Annotated in this window: 14 protein-coding genes; 6 read left to right on the top strand and 8 right to left on the bottom strand. The window is 62.5% G+C overall.

Annotation, left to right across the window (positions count from 1 at the left end):
- Positions 1-13: 13 nt before the first annotated feature.
- From ureG to K7H91_RS06225, 6 genes are all read left to right on the top strand, one after another.
- On the top strand, positions 14-658 hold the full coding sequence (ureG, locus tag K7H91_RS06250) for an urease accessory protein UreG (protein WP_018062731.1): 645 nt from the start codon (positions 14-16) through the stop codon (positions 656-658).
- Positions 659-662: 4 nt separating this feature from the next.
- Entirely contained in the window at positions 663-1598 is a 936-nt protein-coding gene (locus K7H91_RS06245) for an urease accessory protein UreD (RefSeq protein ID WP_230719341.1), read from the top strand.
- Between the two features lie 26 nt (positions 1599-1624).
- A complete protein-coding gene (yut, locus tag K7H91_RS06240; protein ID WP_230719340.1) occupies positions 1625-2611 on the top strand; it encodes an urea transporter in 987 nt (328 codons plus the stop codon).
- Positions 2612-2668: 57 nt separating this feature from the next.
- Positions 2669-3910 (top strand): ammonium transporter, encoded by a 1242-nt coding sequence (locus K7H91_RS06235; RefSeq protein ID WP_230719339.1) that lies wholly within the window; start codon positions 2669-2671, stop codon positions 3908-3910.
- Between the two features lie 470 nt (positions 3911-4380).
- Entirely contained in the window at positions 4381-5904 is a 1524-nt protein-coding gene (locus K7H91_RS06230; protein ID WP_330165990.1) for a BCCT family transporter, read from the top strand.
- The gene (locus K7H91_RS06225; RefSeq protein WP_230719337.1) at positions 5901-7745 is read left to right on the top strand and encodes a glycine betaine ABC transporter substrate-binding protein; all 1845 of its coding nucleotides are present in this window, start codon (positions 5901-5903) and stop codon (positions 7743-7745) included. Before K7H91_RS06230 ends, K7H91_RS06225 begins: the two co-directional genes overlap by 4 nt.
- 128 nt (positions 7746-7873) lie before the next feature.
- Here K7H91_RS06225 and K7H91_RS06220 read toward each other — a convergent pair whose 3' ends face one another.
- From K7H91_RS06220 to K7H91_RS06185, 8 genes are read right to left on the bottom strand one after another with little or no spacing between them, the layout of a single operon-like run.
- Positions 7874-8611, bottom strand: coding sequence for an SDR family NAD(P)-dependent oxidoreductase (locus K7H91_RS06220; RefSeq protein WP_230719336.1), 738 nt, complete (start codon positions 8609-8611; stop codon positions 7874-7876).
- Positions 8612-8623: 12 nt separating this feature from the next.
- Positions 8624-9343, bottom strand: coding sequence for an NAD(P)H-dependent oxidoreductase (locus K7H91_RS06215; protein WP_230719335.1), 720 nt, complete (start codon positions 9341-9343; stop codon positions 8624-8626).
- Between the two features lie 4 nt (positions 9344-9347).
- Complete coding sequence (locus K7H91_RS06210; protein WP_230719334.1) at positions 9348-10280, bottom strand: 3-keto-5-aminohexanoate cleavage protein; 933 nt, start codon at positions 10278-10280, stop codon at positions 9348-9350.
- A gap of 17 nt (positions 10281-10297) precedes the next feature.
- A complete protein-coding gene (locus K7H91_RS06205; protein ID WP_230719333.1) occupies positions 10298-11578 on the bottom strand; it encodes a TRAP transporter large permease in 1281 nt (426 codons plus the stop codon).
- On the bottom strand, positions 11579-12172 hold the full coding sequence (locus tag K7H91_RS06200) for a TRAP transporter small permease (RefSeq protein ID WP_230719332.1): 594 nt from the start codon (positions 12170-12172) through the stop codon (positions 11579-11581).
- Positions 12173-12196: 24 nt separating this feature from the next.
- Positions 12197-13195 (bottom strand): TRAP transporter substrate-binding protein, encoded by a 999-nt coding sequence (locus K7H91_RS06195; protein ID WP_230719331.1) that lies wholly within the window; start codon positions 13193-13195, stop codon positions 12197-12199.
- Between the two features lie 42 nt (positions 13196-13237).
- Positions 13238-14146, bottom strand: a complete 909-nt coding sequence (locus K7H91_RS06190; RefSeq protein ID WP_230719330.1) for a DUF6282 family protein — start codon at positions 14144-14146, stop codon at positions 13238-13240.
- A gap of 10 nt (positions 14147-14156) precedes the next feature.
- Entirely contained in the window at positions 14157-15062 is a 906-nt protein-coding gene (locus K7H91_RS06185; RefSeq protein WP_230719329.1) for a hypothetical protein, read from the bottom strand.

The raw sequence follows: 15062 nt of genomic DNA, 5'->3' as shown, positions 1-15062 counted from the left end.
AAGGATTGGCACAATGAAGAAAATCACGCGTATCGGCATTGGCGGCCCGGTTGGGTCGGGCAAGACGGCCGTGATCGAAACCATCACCCCGCGGCTGATCGAACTCGGCGTCAAGCCGCTGATCATCACCAATGACGTCGTCACCACCGAGGACGCCAAGCAGGTGCGTCGCACGCTGAAGGGTGTGCTGGTCGAGGAAAAGATCGTCGGCGTGGAAACCGGGGCATGCCCGCACACCGCCGTGCGCGAAGACCCTTCCATGAACATCGCCGCGGTCGAGGAGATGGAGGAGAAATATCCCGACAGCGACGTCATCCTGATCGAATCGGGCGGCGACAATCTGACGCTGACCTTCAGCCCGGCGCTCGCCGATTTCTACATCTACGTCATCGACGTCGCCGCCGGCGACAAGATCCCGCGCAAGAACGGCGCCGGCGTCTGCCAGTCGGATATCCTGGTGATCAACAAGACCGATCTCGCGCCATATGTGGGGGCTGATCTCGGCGTCATGGACCGGGATTCCAAGCTGATGCGCGGCAAGAAGCCGTTCGTGTTCACCAATTGCAAGACCGGCGAGGGCGTGGACGAACTGATGAAGCTGATCATGGATATGGCGCTGTTCGACGTGACGCCCGCCTCCGGCCAAGCCGCCGAGTGATCTGATGAGCCTGCATGAACGTCTGCGCCGGATCGACGAGTACCGGGAACTGAGCGGGTTCAAGGCGGAACCGGCGCAGATGCGCGCGGCCGGCCCCGGCAAGATCGGGGCGTTGCGCCTCGGCTTCTCGCAGCGTGGCGGCCGCTCCGTGCTGTCCGATCTCTACCGGGTCACGCCGCTTCTGGTGCAGCAGGCCCTCTACTGGGACGAGGCAATGCCGGAACTGCCGATCTGCTCGATCATCTCGATCGGCGGCGGCATATTGCAGGGCGATCGCTACACGATCGATATTTTGGTGGGCGAGGGGGCCTGTGCCCAGGTGACCTCGCAGGGCGCGAACCGCATCCATCAGATGGACGCCAATTACGCCTCGCAGCACCAGACGGTGACGCTCGCAAAGGACGCCTATCTCGAATTCCTGCCGGACTTCACCATTCCCTATCGGGACTCGCGCTTCATCAACGACACCGATCTCGTGGTCCATGAAGACGCGACGCTGCTCTATGGCGAGATGATGATGACCGGCCGCAAGCATCACCACGCAAGCGAACGCTTCGGCTTCGACCTCCTGTCGATGACCGTCAATGCCCGCCGGCCGGACGGCCGCAAGCTGTTCACCGAGAAGGTGCTGATCGAGAAGGGCAACGAGACGATCGATTTTGCCGCGGTGATGGGCGGCTACGATGCCTTTGCCAACATTCTGTGCATCACGCCGCCGGCTGTTGCCGAGCGCATCCGGGAGCGGGTGAACGTCAATTTCGGCGACGAACGGCCGCGCGCGATATCCGGCGTCTCGACGCTTCCGAACGGCGCCGGGTTGATGCTGCGCGTGGTCGGGATCGAAAGCTACGACGTGCGCGCGGAGGTCAGAAATTTCTGGAAGGTCGTCAGGGAAGAAGCCCGCGGCAAAACGCTGCCGGAGGAATTTCTCTGGCGTTGATCAAGGGCCAAGAAGGGGGTGCGGATATGACGGAGAAGCGGAAAGATTTTGGAACGCAATGCCTGAGGGGCGCGGGGCAGGTGTTCTTCATGGAGAACGCGCTCACCGGCGCGCTGTTCATCGTCGCGATCGCCTATGCAAGCTATGCTGGCGGAAACTGGTCGACCACGATCGGCGCGCTTGTCGGCCTCATCGTCGCCACGCTCACCGCGCGGCTTCTCGATTGCGACGAGGATTCGATCACCTCCGGCCTGTTCGGCTTCAACGGCATTCTCGTGGGCGTCGCGCTGCCGACCTTCATCAGCGTCTCGCCACAGCTCTGGTTTTACGTGGTCATCGGCGCGGCCATGAGCACGGTGGTGACGGCGGCGCTCGGGGCGATGATCACCAAAAGCTGGGGGATCCCAGGCTCCACAGGTCCTTTCGTGCTGACCGGCTGGCTGCTGGTGGCGGGCGCCTACACGTTTGGCGCGCTCGATGTTTCCGGCGACCATCCCGAACTGGCCTCCGACTACATCAAGGGCGTGACGATGATCCCGTCCCATGTCGAACTGGTCCAGATCTTCTTTCGCAATATTGGCCAGGTCTATCTTCTCGGCAACGAGATCAGCGGCGCGATCATCCTGCTCGGCATTCTGATCGCCTCGCGCGTGGCCGGCATTGCCGCCATTTGCGGCTCGCTGATCGCCATAGCGACGGCGATCGCGCTTCGGGCGGAGCCGCATTTGGTGGTGCAGGGGCTTTACGGCTTCAGCGCGGTGCTGACGGCGATGGCGGTTGGCGTCATCTTTCTGAAGCCGTCGCCGCGGGTGGTCGTCTACGCGCTGCTGGCCACGATCGTCACCGTGTTCCTGCAGGGCGCCTATGACGTGCTGACCGAGCCGCTCGGCCTGCCGTCCTTCACCGCGCCCTACGTGCTGACGATGTATCTGTTCATCGCGCCGAAGAAGCTGCTCGCGCCGCATCCGCACAGCGCGGTCGGCGAGCATCTGGTCACCGATACCAACAACTAAAGAGCGGCGCGACCGGGGCGGTCGCGCCAAAAAACAAGCTTTTCAAAGGAGAAGGTTATGCAAGCGATCAATGCGGGGGACACCGCGTTTGTTCTGATCTGCACGGCGCTGGTCTGCATGATGACCCCGGCCCTTGCACTTTTCTACGGCGGCCTGGTCAAGCAGCGCGATGTGCTGTCGATCATGATCCAGAATTTCGTCTGTATCGGGATCGTCAGCATCATCTGGGTGTTCGGCGGTTTCAGCCTGGCCTTCGGTCCATCCATTGGCGGGATCATCGGCGATATCCGGCCCTATTTCGGCATGTATCATGTGGGCATCAGTCCGAATGACACCTACGCGCCGCACATTCCCTTCATGATGGTCTTCGCCTATCAGATGATGTTCGCGATCATCACGCCGGCACTGATGACCGGTGCCTTTGTCGGTCGTTTCAAATTCGGTGCCTATCTGTTCTTCGTGGCTTTGTGGACGATCCTGGTATACCTGCCGGCGGCGCACTGGATCTGGGGCGGCGGATTTCTTTCCAAGATGGGCGTTGTCGATTTTGCAGGCGGTATCGTGATCCACACCGCCGCGGGTTTCTCAGCCCTTGCCGCCGCCAGATTCCTTGGCAAGCGCAAGGTCGCCGTCGGCGATCCCGAAAGCCAGCCGGCGAGCCTGCCGCTGGTGGCGCTTGGCGCGGGGCTGTTGTGGTTCGGCTGGTTCGGCTTCAATGCCGGCGGCGCCTATGCGGCGGATGCGCTTGCGGCCTACGCCTTCACCAACACCATGCTCGCCGGCGCGATCGCCATGCTGGTCTGGATGTTGTGGGAGTGGCGCGAGCACAAGCGGGTCTCCTTCTCCGGCGTTCTCGTCGGCGCGGTGACCGGCCTTGCCACGATCACGCCCGCCGCCGGCTATGTCGAGCCGATGGCCGCGCTGCTGATCGGCGCGATCGGCGCGACCGTCTGCTACAATGCCAAATATGTTCAGGAATGGCTGAAGATCGACGATACTCTGGAAGTCTGGCGCGCCCATGGCGTCGGCGGCATGACCGGCGCGATCCTGATCGGCTTCATGGCCAGTTCGCATATCAACGCCGTTTCGGCGAGCGTGAAGCAGCTTGGCGTGCAGGTGCTGGCCGTCGTTATCGTCGCCGCCTATTCGTGGATCATCACGACGATCCTGCTGAAGATCCTCGCGGGCTTCGGACATCTGCGGGTGGCTGAAGATGTTCAGGAGGAAGGCGTCGATGAGGCCATGGTTGGCGAACGCGCCTTCAACCTCTTCAACATGAAGAACGACATTAACAAGTAAGCAAAAGCCACGACAGCCGGGCGGTCTCAAGGCTGCCCGGCTATCGTTTTGTATTTCCCGTCAACCGCCGGAGCTATCCTTGATATCACCGTTATCGGTTTCGGGCGGATCACCGGCAGGCAGGCCTGGGACGCGATCGATTGCCAGACGATGCATGATGCTCGCGCTCGTCTGGATCGCACTGCTCTCCTGACAGCGGTCCTGACCCGAGAAAATGCACGGCGATCAGCGGCTTGCCTCGACAAGCGTTTCAGCGTCCGACGTCAGCAATAGCGGAATCGTTTGGATTGAGACCATGCATTCTGAAGAATCGCAGTGAAGAGCGGGAAGCTCTGGATAGCGGGATTGCTGATTTCGGCACGTGCCGGTGATCGGTTGACTCATGCTGATGCCCATGTTGCACAATGGCTAAAATATGGCATCGCAAATACCGCCAACATCTTCTGACCAAGCCGAGGGGGCACTTAAGCGTGCAGGTCAACAAAGTCGTTATCATCTCATTGCTTTTATGCTTGCCGATCGGTGCATGGGGCGTGATTGCCCCGGACCAGATGGCGGCGAGCGTTCTGGGTTTTACAGGCTATTTCATGGTCGGGGCCAGTTGGTGGTGGCTTCTGCTGTGCTCGTGTTTTGTTATTCTCGCCGCCTTTCTCGCACTCGGTCCCTATGGTTCGATTCGCCTTGGCAAGGACGACGAGAAGCCGGAGTTTTCCTTTGCCTCGTGGATTGCGATGCTGTTCGCCGGCGGGATGGGGGCAGGGCTTCTGTTCTGGGGCGTTGCCGAGCCGGTGACCCATTTCGAAAACCCGCCCGCTGGCGTTTCGCAATCGGCCGAGGCGGCCAGACAGGCGCTGGTCATCACCAATCTCCATTGGGGGCTTCATGCGTGGTCGATCTATGGCGTCTGTGCACTGGTGATTGCCTATTTCACTTTCCGGCTTGAGAAGCCGCCGCTGATTTCGACGCCGCTCAGAGGCTTGTTTTCAGGCCGCTCTTCCGAGGTTGCGGCGACAACGGCGGATGTCCTCGGCGTTGTCGCTGTGGTCTTCGGCCTTGCCGGATCGCTGGCCATGGGAGCGCTGCAGGTGCGCTCGGGCCTGACATCCCTGTTCGATGTTCCGGCGGTCAACAGCGTGTCCTTGATGGTGCTCGCCGCGCTCTTCGTGATGTACATGATTTCGACGCTCACCGGCGTCGAAAAGGGCATGAAACTGCTGTCGGACATCAATATGGCGCTCGGTCTTGCGATGATGGGCTATATCCTCGTGATGGGCCCGACGAGTTTCATCATGGAAACCTTCGTGACGACGCTCGGATCGTATGTTTCGCAGTTCGTGAACATGTCATTCCGGCTGTTTCCGTTCGAGGGCCTTACCGACTGGTCGGCAAACTGGACACTGACCTATCTGATCTGGTGGCTGGCATGGGGGCCGTTTGTCGGCGTCTTCATCGCGCGCATTTCGCGCGGGCGGACGATCCGGGAATTCTGCATGGGGGTTATTCTGATCCCGACCGTGTTTTCCGTCCTGTGGTTTGCGGTCTTTGGCGGCGCCGGCATCTATATCGAGCTTTACGGCCCGGGCGGGCTGGCGTCGGTCATCACCCAGGACGTGGCGGCGGCCCTGTTCACCTTCCTCGACTATTTCCCGTTTTCGTCGGTGCTGAGCATTGCGGCATTGTTGCTGATCGTGATCTTCCTCGTGACCTCGGCCGATAGCGGCACCTTCGTGCTGTCGATGATGACGACCAACGGCAATCTCAATCCGCCGTCGTCTGCGAAGGTGTTGTGGGGCACGCTTGTCGCGATCATCACCGCGGCAACGCTGATGGCCGGTTCCGTCGATGTGGCGCGCGCGATGTCGACGCTTGGCGCGATCCCGTTTTCGGCAATCCTGATCCTCCAGATCGTAAGCTTCCTGCGCCGCCTCAGAAAAGACCCGTCACGCGAGAAAACCGCGCCCAAGGACGAAAAGCCCGCCGAGGTGACACCATGAGAGCCATTCTGTCCCTGCTGATCGTCGTCCTGCTGACCGGCTGCTCCTCTGAGACAGTGCGGGTCGGTTCCAAGGACCTTGTCGAAAATCGGATCGTCGCTGAAATGTTCGCGCTGCTTCTTGAGCAGGAAGGCGCGAAGGTGAAGCGGGTGCCGTCTCTCGGTTCCACGGAGATCGTCTTCCAGGCGCTTCGCGACGGCGATATCGATCTTTATCCGGAATATACCGGAACGGCCCTGGCTATGATGGGAACACCGCGCTCGGGAAGCGCGGACGACGATTACGCGGCTGTTTCCGCCGTTCTCGAAGACAGCGGTCTGGTTATGCTGGAGCGTCTTGGCTTCGATACCGGCTATGCTGTGCTGACACGCCCGGCCATTGCCGCTGAAAATGGCCTTGTGACCGTTTCGAGCCTGTCACGCGCTGCGCCACAGCTGCGTCTCGGCATCACCCAGTCGTTCGCCGAACGTCCGCGCGACGGGCTCGAGCCGTTTCTTGACCGTTTCGGCCTGAATTTCGAAGACATCGTGGTGTTCGGCGAAGCCAACCGCGAAGGTCTTTACGATGCGCTTCTCGAGCGTCGTGTGGATGTCATCGTCGGATTTACCACCGATCCGGAAATCGAAGATTATGAACTGGTGGCGCTTGAGGACAGCACCGGATTCTTCCCGATTTACGAAGCCGCGCCGCTGACGTCGCGAAAGGCGCTGGCGCAGTCGCCGGTGATTGAAACGGCTATGGCCAAGCTCGCCGGAAAGATCGACGGCGCGATGATCCGGGATCTGAACGCGGCCGTGCGCCTCGACGGTCGTCCGGTCAACCGGGTGGCACGGCGCGCGCTGTTCGATATGGGTCTGGTCGACAAACCGCCCCGCGAGCGCACGCCGGTTCTGGGTATTGCCATGCAACCGGAAACGCTGGGCACCGATGCCGGCATCGCCACGCTCAGGGCCGTGCGCAAGGCAATGCGTGGCCGCGATGTGAATATCGTTGACTTCAACGTGCCGCTGGAGGCCATGGCTGTCGGTGACGCGCGGCTGGCACTGGCGCCGGCGCCCGCCGCATTTGCCTGGGTCGACGGTACGATGGTGCGCGATGAACGCGTTGAGGCCGTCGCCGCAGTCGGGTCAACCTTTCTGCATGCCCTGTCCTTGTCGGACGCGCCGGTCGAGCCTGTCGACGCGCGGGTGATCGCATCGGGGCCGGAAGGCACGGCATCCTACAAGATGGCGACATTGATCGCGGCCACAGGCGATGGCGACGTGACGGTCGTGCCGCTGGAAGACGCCAGCGCAGTGACGGCGGCGGAAGCCTTGAACAATGGCGAAGCAGAGGTCGCACTGGTCTTTTCCGAGCCGGGTCGCAAGGATCTCCAGGATCTGTTCGCGTCTTCCGATGGTATCACGCTCGTTGATGCCGATGCGTGGTGGAAAAGTGCGGCGCGCCTTGCCCTGCCGGTTATGCGGGAAGCCCAGATCAACCGTGGCGTTTATGAAGGGATTGACCGCCCGGTGGCGACATTGTCGACGCAGCTCATCCTGTTCGGTCCGGCAACGCCCGAAGGCTTTGTGCTCGGTCAGCAGGGCCCGAGTTCCTTCTTCGAGGAAGTGCGACCGTTGCAGGGCAGGAATGTCGAGGCCATCAATCAGAATCTCGGCCTTCATGCCGCGGTCGACCCGCATCTGCGGCGGGCGGCGGCACTGACACCCGACGTCAATATCCGGGACGACCGGATCAATCCCTATCCCGGCCGTGCGGTTCTCATGATTGTAATCCTGGCCTTTGTGGTCTGGGCGTTCTGGCTGTTTCTGCGGCCCGAGAAGAACGACCCGAAGGGTTAGTGTGTCCGTCTTGGTCAACAAGCCAGCTTGACCAGGACGGATACTTGTCTCGGTTGGAACGCAAACGCCGGCCGTTCTATCAATGCCTATGAAGAACCGTGGTCAACTTCGCGCCGCGCGTGGCGGGGTTACACGATCCCGCCGTCGGCGCGGATGGTTCTGCCGGTTACCCATCTGGCGTCCTCGGACACCAGCATGGCGATCACGCGGGCGATGTCCTCGGGCTGGCCGACGCGGCCGAGCGGGGTCTGGGCGGCGACCGCGTCGCCCCGTTCGGCAATCGCCTGTCGTGTCATGTCGGTCTCGGTCAGGCCGGGGGCGACCGAGTTGACGCGGATGCCGCGGCCACCCAGTTCCTTGGCGAACCCTTCGGTCAGCGCGATCACCGCCGCTTTCGAGGCCGCATAGAGCGCGACGCCCGGCTGAACATTCTGTGCAAACCGCGACGAGAGCGTGACGATCGAACCGCCGTCAGTCATCCTGGCGGCGGCGGCGCGAATTGCCTGCAAGGTCCCGCCGACATTGACGTCCATCACGGCCGTCACGTCCTCGCCGCTGATACCCTCAAGCTTCGACCAGTGGTTGACCCCGGCGGCCGTCACCAGAATGTCGAGCCTGCCGAAATTGTCGATCGCCGCGTCGACGGCCGCATCCGCAGTCTCGCTCTCGCGGACATCGCCGCCCGATATCACGGCCCGCCCGCCGGCACGCGCGATTGCATCGGCCACGGCCTCGGCTTCGTCGCGCGCATTGCCGTAGCCGACGACCACCGAAGCACCCCGTCGGGCGAGAAGCTTCGCCGTTTCGGCACCTATTCCGCGCGAGCCGCCGGTGATCCATGCGACCTTTCCATCAAGCGTTTCCATCGTCATTGCCTCCTACCTGTTGGCGGTGATTGCGCTGTCGGGCACATGCGACAGCGGATCGGTGATGCCTTGCCCGTGATCGACCGGCCGCGCCGCGGCTTCGAGCAGACGGCCGGCGAATTCGTCGAGATAGGCGGCGCGGCGGTCGGCACCAACGCGGGGCGCGCCGTAGGCGACGAAGGGCCGCTCGAGCGTGTAGCCCATATATTCGAGAACCAGATGCTGGAGCTGCCAGAGGACCTGGTCCTCGAGTTCGCCATAGGCTGCGCCGCGCCCGAAACGCTGCGGCAGGCCGCCGGTGGTCATCGACACCATGGCCCGGCGTCCGCGAAAGACGCCCTTCTCGTAGCGCAGCCCGTCCGCATAGGCGAAACCATAGGCCAGAACACGCTCGATCCAGCCTTTCAGGACCGCCGGCACGCCGCCCCACCAGAGCGGAAACTGGAACACCAAAAGATCGGCCTCCATCACCCGCGCCTGTTCGCGGGCGATCTCGTCGCAAAACCCTCCGGTGCGCACCGCATGGGCCTGTTCGCTCTGGTAGTGGAAGCGCGCCGCATCCGCAGCGCCGGTAAAGTCGTGCCGTCCGGCGCGGGGATCGAAATCCTGCGCGACGAGATCGGAGATCGTCACCGCGTGACCTGCTTGCCGAAGGGCCGCGGCGCCACGGGCGGCAAGCGCCGCGTTGAACGAGGCGGGTTCGGGATGGGCGAGTATGATCAGGACGTTCATGGGATCAGAAATCCACCCGGTCGGCGCCCTTCAGTTCCAGGATCGCGCGCGCCTCATCCGGGGTCGCGACCTCCATGCCAAGCGATTCCACCATCTGCCGGGCGAGGGCGACCTGCTCGGCGTTCGATTTGGCGAGCCGGCCCGGGCCGATCCAGAGCGAATCCTCGAGCCCCACCCGCAGGTTTCCGCCCATCAGCACCGATTGCATGGCGATCGGCATCTGGTTCCGGCCCGCCCCCAGCACGGACCATTGATAGTCATCTCCGAACAGGCGATCGGCGGTTCGCTTCATGTGGATGACATCTTCCGGGTGTCCGCCAATGCCGCCGAGAATGCCGAACACGCTCTGGATGAACACCGGCGGCTTGATCAGCCCGCGCTCGACGAAATGGGCGCAGGTGTAGAGATGTCCGATGTCGTAGCACTCCACCTCGAAGCGGGTCCCGTGCTCGGCGCAGGTGGTCAGGATATTCTCGATGTCGCCGAACGTGTTGCGGAAGATGCGGTCGCGCGAGCCTTCGAGATAGTCGCGTTCCCAATCGTGCCGGAACTCGGTGAAGCGCTCCAGCATCGGATAGAGCCCGAAATTCATCGACCCCATATTCAGGGAGGCGATCTCCGGCTTGAATTGGGCGACCGGACGCAGACGTTCCTCGACCGACATGGTGGGCGCCCCGCCCGTGGTGATGTTGATGACGCAATCGGTGCGTTGCTTTATCACCTGCAGGAATTCGGAATAGCGTTCGGGCGACTGGTCGGGCGCGCCGGTTTTCGGGTCGCGTGCATGAAGATGAACGACGGAGGCGCCGGCTTCCGCCGCCCCGATGGCGGCATCGGCGATCTCCTGCGGCGTGACCGGAAGATGCGGCGACATCGAGGGCGTGTGGATCGACCCGGTGACCGCGCAGGTCACGATTACTTTGCGGCGCTTTGCCATGGTGGCCTCGTTTCTTTCTAATTGACTGGGATGAGCGCGTTCGGCAGCGCGAGCGTCAGGGCCGGGATGAAGGCGACCAGCATCAGCACAACCAGGCAGATCGCGATGAGCGGCAGCGCCTCGCGGATGATCCGCGGCAATGGTTCTCCAGACGCCCCCGCGACGATGAACAACTGGATCCCGACCGGCGGCGTGGCCATGCCGATGACGACATTGAGGACAACCATCGCGCCGAACTGAACCGGCTCCATGCCGATCAGACCGCTCATTTTCAACAGGATGGGCATCGCCAGAATCAGGATGGAAATCGGATCGAGGAACATGCCGAGAAGCAGCAGGAACAGGTTCAGGAGAAGCAGGATCGCGATCTTGTTGTCGGTGATCGCAAGAATGGATTCGGTGATCCGCGTCGGCACTTGTTCCAGCGTGAAGACGAAGGCGACGATCGACGCCATCGAGGTGATGAACAGGATCGAGGCGGAGATGATCGCCGTCGACACCAGCGCGTTCCATATCAGGGACGGCGTGAGATCGCGGTAGATCAGGCCGACCACCAGCGCATAGGCGACCGCAACGGCGGCGGCTTCCGTCGGGGTGAAGATGCCGGCCTTGATGCCGACGATGATGATCAGCGGCAGGAACAGCGCGGGCAACGCCCGGAAGATGGCGGCGCCGCGTTCGGCCATCGGCACGCGCTCGGAAACCGGGAAATTGTCCCGCGCGGCGCGCCATGTCGCATAGGCCAGAAAGCCGCAGATCAGCAACACGCCCGGCACCACGCCGGCCATGAAAAGCTGTCCGATCGACGTTCCGGACAACACGCCGTAGATGATCATGGTGATCGAGGGCGGGATGATTGGCCCGACGATCGAGCACACCCCGACCAGCGCCGCGGCATAGGCCGCCGGAATGCCCTGCTTTTTCATCGTCGGGATGAGGATCGACCCGAGTGCGGCCGCCTCGGCGTTGGCGCTGCCGGAAATGCCGGCGAAGAAACCTGCCGAAAGCACCGTGACATTCGACATTCCGCCCCGGCGGTGGCCCACGCAGACCTTGGCGAACGTCACGATGCGGTCGGTAATACCGCCGACATTCATCAGGGCGCCGGCCAGCAGAAACAGCGGGATGGTCAGCAACACGAACTGATCGACCCCGGCCATCATCCGCTGCGGTAGCGACAGCATCATCGCGCCATTGCCGGACAGCCAGAGAAAGGCCATGCCGCCGATCCCGAGCGCCAGCGCGATCGGCACGCCCGTTACCAGAAGCAGGGCGAATATTCCAAAAAATCCGGCCATTTAAAGCTGTTCCCCCATGTCGACGACGGGCGGCGGGTCATCGATGCCCCGGCGATGGCGAATGGTCGACACCACAAGATCGGCGATGACGTGCAAGGCAAGGAGCGCCGCGCCGATCGGCACGCAGATATAGACCCATTTCACTGAAACCCCGGCGTTTGCGCCAGTGAGCGACGACCAGATGAAGTCGAGCGCCGGAATCTTCTGACGCTCGAAGCGCGAGGCGTAATCGAACCCCTTCAGGACGATCACGGCGAGAAAAATCAGCACCGGGATGGCCGTCGCATATTTGAGGACAAGCCTTGCCCGCGAACTCAGCATGTAGGGCAGGAGATCCAGCATCACGAATTCGCCGCGCTGGTAGGCGACGCCGAGCAGGAGAAAGGTCTGCCACAACAGGAGATAGCGGCAGGCCTCCTCCGCCCAGATGATGGAGCCGGAGAAAAGGTAGCGCGCAGCGACCTGAACGATCATGATAACGAGTATGACGGCCATGCTGACCCCCGCGACGCCCTCGATGGTGCGGGTATATATCCCGAACCATCGGAACCAGCGCGGGAGGTCCGAAGGACCAGCGATTGACTGCGCTTGCATTTTTCCTCCCCTTCTCGCAACGGCCTAGGACGGCTGCTGCGCGACGCTCACGAAGTCGGCGATCAGAGGCGATTTCCCGCTCCACTGCTCGACGATCGGAGCAACCTTGGCCTTCATCTGATCGAGCCCCTCCAGCTGGAGGATTTCCACGCCCTTGGCCTCCAGCTCCGCGCGACCATCCAGGTCCTGCTTGGCGGTGTATTCGAGGGTCGGAATCACCGATTCCCGCCCGGCCGTCAGCACTGCCTCCTGCAGTTCGGGCGACAGGCCCTCGAAGAAGGCGGCGTTCACGCAGGTGACATTGTGCCACGGATAGTGCCCCGTCAGCGTGAAATGCTTGGCCACTTCCCAGAGGTTTTCGCCCAGCATCGACGACACATTGATTTCGCACGCGTCGATGGTTCCGGTCTCGAGCGCGCCGTAGACTTCCCCGTAAGGCAGGCCGACGGGGTTGACGCCAACGGTTTCCCAGATGACCTTGTGCAATTCGAGCGGAACGATGCGGGTTTTCAGCCCGGCGAAATCGGCAAGCGTTCTGACCGGCTTGCTCACGGTCGCGAAGTGGCGCTGACCGATGTCGGTGGTCTGCAGACCCAGTATGCCGCCCACCATGAGGCTCTCGTTGATCGCTTCGCCCTCAGGGCTGAGCGCCATGCGCGCGAAGTGGTCGTAGTCCCTGATCAGGAACGGCAACTGGTAGGCGTCCAGCGCCACCTGGCCGGTGACGATCGAGATCGTCGAACCGCTGCCGCCGCAGAATTCCAGCGTGCCGGCAACACAGCTTTCGACGTTCTGCCGGTCGTCGCCCAATTGCCGGTTGGGAAAGATCTGCAGGTCGAAGGCACCGGGGACAAGGGTTTCCAGCGACTTCTTGAATTCGAGCGAGGCAATGTGGCCGGGGTGAATTTCATTGGCGGCATGGCCAAGGCGCACCGTCATCGGCTGCGCCCGCGCCAGGTTCGGGGCCGCCAGTGTCGCCGCAACGGCGGCGCCGGTCTTCATCAATGTACGTCGTGTAATCATGTCTTCCTCCCAGTGGTTGATTACCCGCGCCTCCGACAGGCGTCAGGTCAGGTTCAACAGTTTCGCGGCGTTGTGTCCGATCAGTGTGCGGATGTCGTCGTGCGAGAACTGCAGGTCCAGCAGCATCCGGACGATGGTGCGGTACCCCTCGATGGGGCGCGGCGAACCGCGCAGGCCGAGATCGGAAGACAGCACGGTGTGATCCACACCGGCCACCGCGATGTAATGGGCCAACTCCTCCGGCCCGAAAATCTTGCCAGACCCCTCGCTCCACATCGCAATCGAATGTTCCATGTAGGCGCCGAGCTCCATCATGGCGCGCATGTCGTCATCGCTGGCGCCGACGATATAGGTGGGGTGGTTGACCAGCATCTTGGTGACGCCGCGCTTTCCGGCCTCCTCGAAGATCAGGATCAGCTCGCTGGCAGGCAGATGCCCGCCGGCGAGGATGATGTCGCCCTCGGCGATCAGGTCCAGCACCTGCTTGACGGAATCGAGCAGTTGGCCCGAACCGTCCAGCGCGGAAAGCCCTTCGGGCGGCAGCATCCGCTTCGCCGTCTTGGGAAATGTCTTGCCCTGCCCCTCCTGCTGGTCGAGGTGGTTCTGAGCCGACAGCGTCGGCAGCCAGACGATCTTCGCGCCGATATTGATGGCGTGGTTGACCGCATGCGGGTTTATTCCGCCGCTGGCATTGTTGAGCGCGATCCCGGAATAGAGCTTCACATCGGTCGGGACCAGTTTCTCCAGCATCGCGCAGTGGGACACGCCGAGATAGAAATGGTCCTTGTAGAGCAGGGCGCGGAAGCCGGCTTCGGCGGCATCCAGCAAGGCCTCGTGGTGGTCGAGAATGCGCGGCATCGCCGCGGGTCCCGAGTGGCAGTGCAGGTCAATGGCGCCTTTCAGCAGTTCGGCGATTTCAGCATCGCGATTATCTTGAACAACGTCTTGCATTTTTTTCTCCCTACGCGTCCTCGGGCATCGGATAGTCTTTGGCGTTCAGCACCCAGCCCGGCTTTTCGGAGAAGTCCGTGCGGGGCGGGCAGAAGATGTCCACGAGCTGGTTGCGGCCCGGCTCCATCGCGCGGGTGGTGTGAATGACCGGAGGCGGGATCACATAGGCCGAGGGCGACTGGACGTGATCGGCCCGGTCGTCGCGCCAGTCGTCCATGTCGATGGTCCAGGTCCAGCGCAGATAGTGGATGAACGACCCCGATACCGCCAGCGAACACTGTTCGAAGTCGTCGTGATGGTGCGGCGACAGGTTATGCGGATCGCGCGGACCGTCATTCGGCTCGAGATAGTTCACCATGAAGGTGGTGCAGCGGAAGATCCGCCCGAAACGGCCTTCCTGCTTCGGCACGTCGAGCGAGTAGTGCCGCACCTTCCAGCCCGCCGGCGGCTCGGGCCAGGGCTTGAATTCCGGGATATGGGTGCGCTTGCGCGCATAGGCGTCGCGATTGGTGCACAGCGGAACAAGGTCCCTGGAGTTGATCGAGAACAGCCGGCACAGTTTCCCGCCATCGGGCAGTTCCACCCGGCTGTCGCCGTGCGGCACGAAGGCAATCGAGAAACCCGGAACATCGACCGTCTCGCCGTTCCAGGTGATCCTTGCGCCGGCTTCGGGCAGCAGAACCACATATTCGTCCGGCTGGTTCCTGCGTTCGAAGACCGCGCCTGCCTGGGCTTCGCTCCAGGACAGCACGAAGTTGTGCCCGCGCGTGTACCAGCTCTTGCTGTGCGGGCCCGTCTCTGCGGGTTCTTCCTGGTAGAACAGCCCCAGCTGAGGCTCGGCGACGAGGCCCTTGGGCGCCGGCCCGGCTCCTGATTTCTGCGCCAGTGCGGAGCGCGGATCATTCTTGTCGTACAT

Origin of the sequence: Martelella mediterranea (genome assembly GCF_021021415.1) — a bacterium.
GTDB classification, from domain to species: domain Bacteria; phylum Pseudomonadota; class Alphaproteobacteria; order Rhizobiales; family Rhizobiaceae; genus Martelella; species Martelella mediterranea_C.
Note: the sequence above shows the minus strand (reverse complement) of the source record. Positions and strands in the feature narration are given on the sequence as shown.

Excerpts from the sequence above, each read along its gene's own strand:
- ureG (WP_018062731.1), top strand. The coding sequence starts at position 14 with ATGAAGAAAATCACGCGTATCGGCATTGGCGGCCCGGTTGGGTCGGGC.
- K7H91_RS06235 (WP_230719339.1), top strand. The coding sequence starts at position 2,669 with ATGCAAGCGATCAATGCGGGGGACACCGCGTTTGTTCTGATCTGCACG.
- K7H91_RS06190 (WP_230719330.1), bottom strand. The coding sequence starts at position 14,146 with ATGCAAGACGTTGTTCAAGATAATCGCGATGCTGAAATCGCCGAACTG.
- K7H91_RS06215 (WP_230719335.1), bottom strand. The coding sequence starts at position 9,343 with ATGAACGTCCTGATCATACTCGCCCATCCCGAACCCGCCTCGTTCAAC.
- K7H91_RS06185 (WP_230719329.1), bottom strand. The coding sequence starts at position 15,062 with ATGTACGACAAGAATGATCCGCGCTCCGCACTGGCGCAGAAATCAGGA.
- K7H91_RS06200 (WP_230719332.1), bottom strand. The coding sequence starts at position 12,172 with ATGCAAGCGCAGTCAATCGCTGGTCCTTCGGACCTCCCGCGCTGGTTC.
- yut (WP_230719340.1), top strand. The coding sequence starts at position 1,625 with ATGACGGAGAAGCGGAAAGATTTTGGAACGCAATGCCTGAGGGGCGCG.
- K7H91_RS06210 (WP_230719334.1), bottom strand. The coding sequence starts at position 10,280 with ATGGCAAAGCGCCGCAAAGTAATCGTGACCTGCGCGGTCACCGGGTCG.
- K7H91_RS06205 (WP_230719333.1), bottom strand. The coding sequence starts at position 11,578 with ATGGCCGGATTTTTTGGAATATTCGCCCTGCTTCTGGTAACGGGCGTG.
- K7H91_RS06245 (WP_230719341.1), top strand. The coding sequence starts at position 663 with ATGAGCCTGCATGAACGTCTGCGCCGGATCGACGAGTACCGGGAACTG.
- K7H91_RS06220 (WP_230719336.1), bottom strand. The coding sequence starts at position 8,611 with ATGGAAACGCTTGATGGAAAGGTCGCATGGATCACCGGCGGCTCGCGC.
- K7H91_RS06225 (WP_230719337.1), top strand. The coding sequence starts at position 5,901 with ATGAGAGCCATTCTGTCCCTGCTGATCGTCGTCCTGCTGACCGGCTGC.
- K7H91_RS06195 (WP_230719331.1), bottom strand. The coding sequence starts at position 13,195 with ATGATTACACGACGTACATTGATGAAGACCGGCGCCGCCGTTGCGGCG.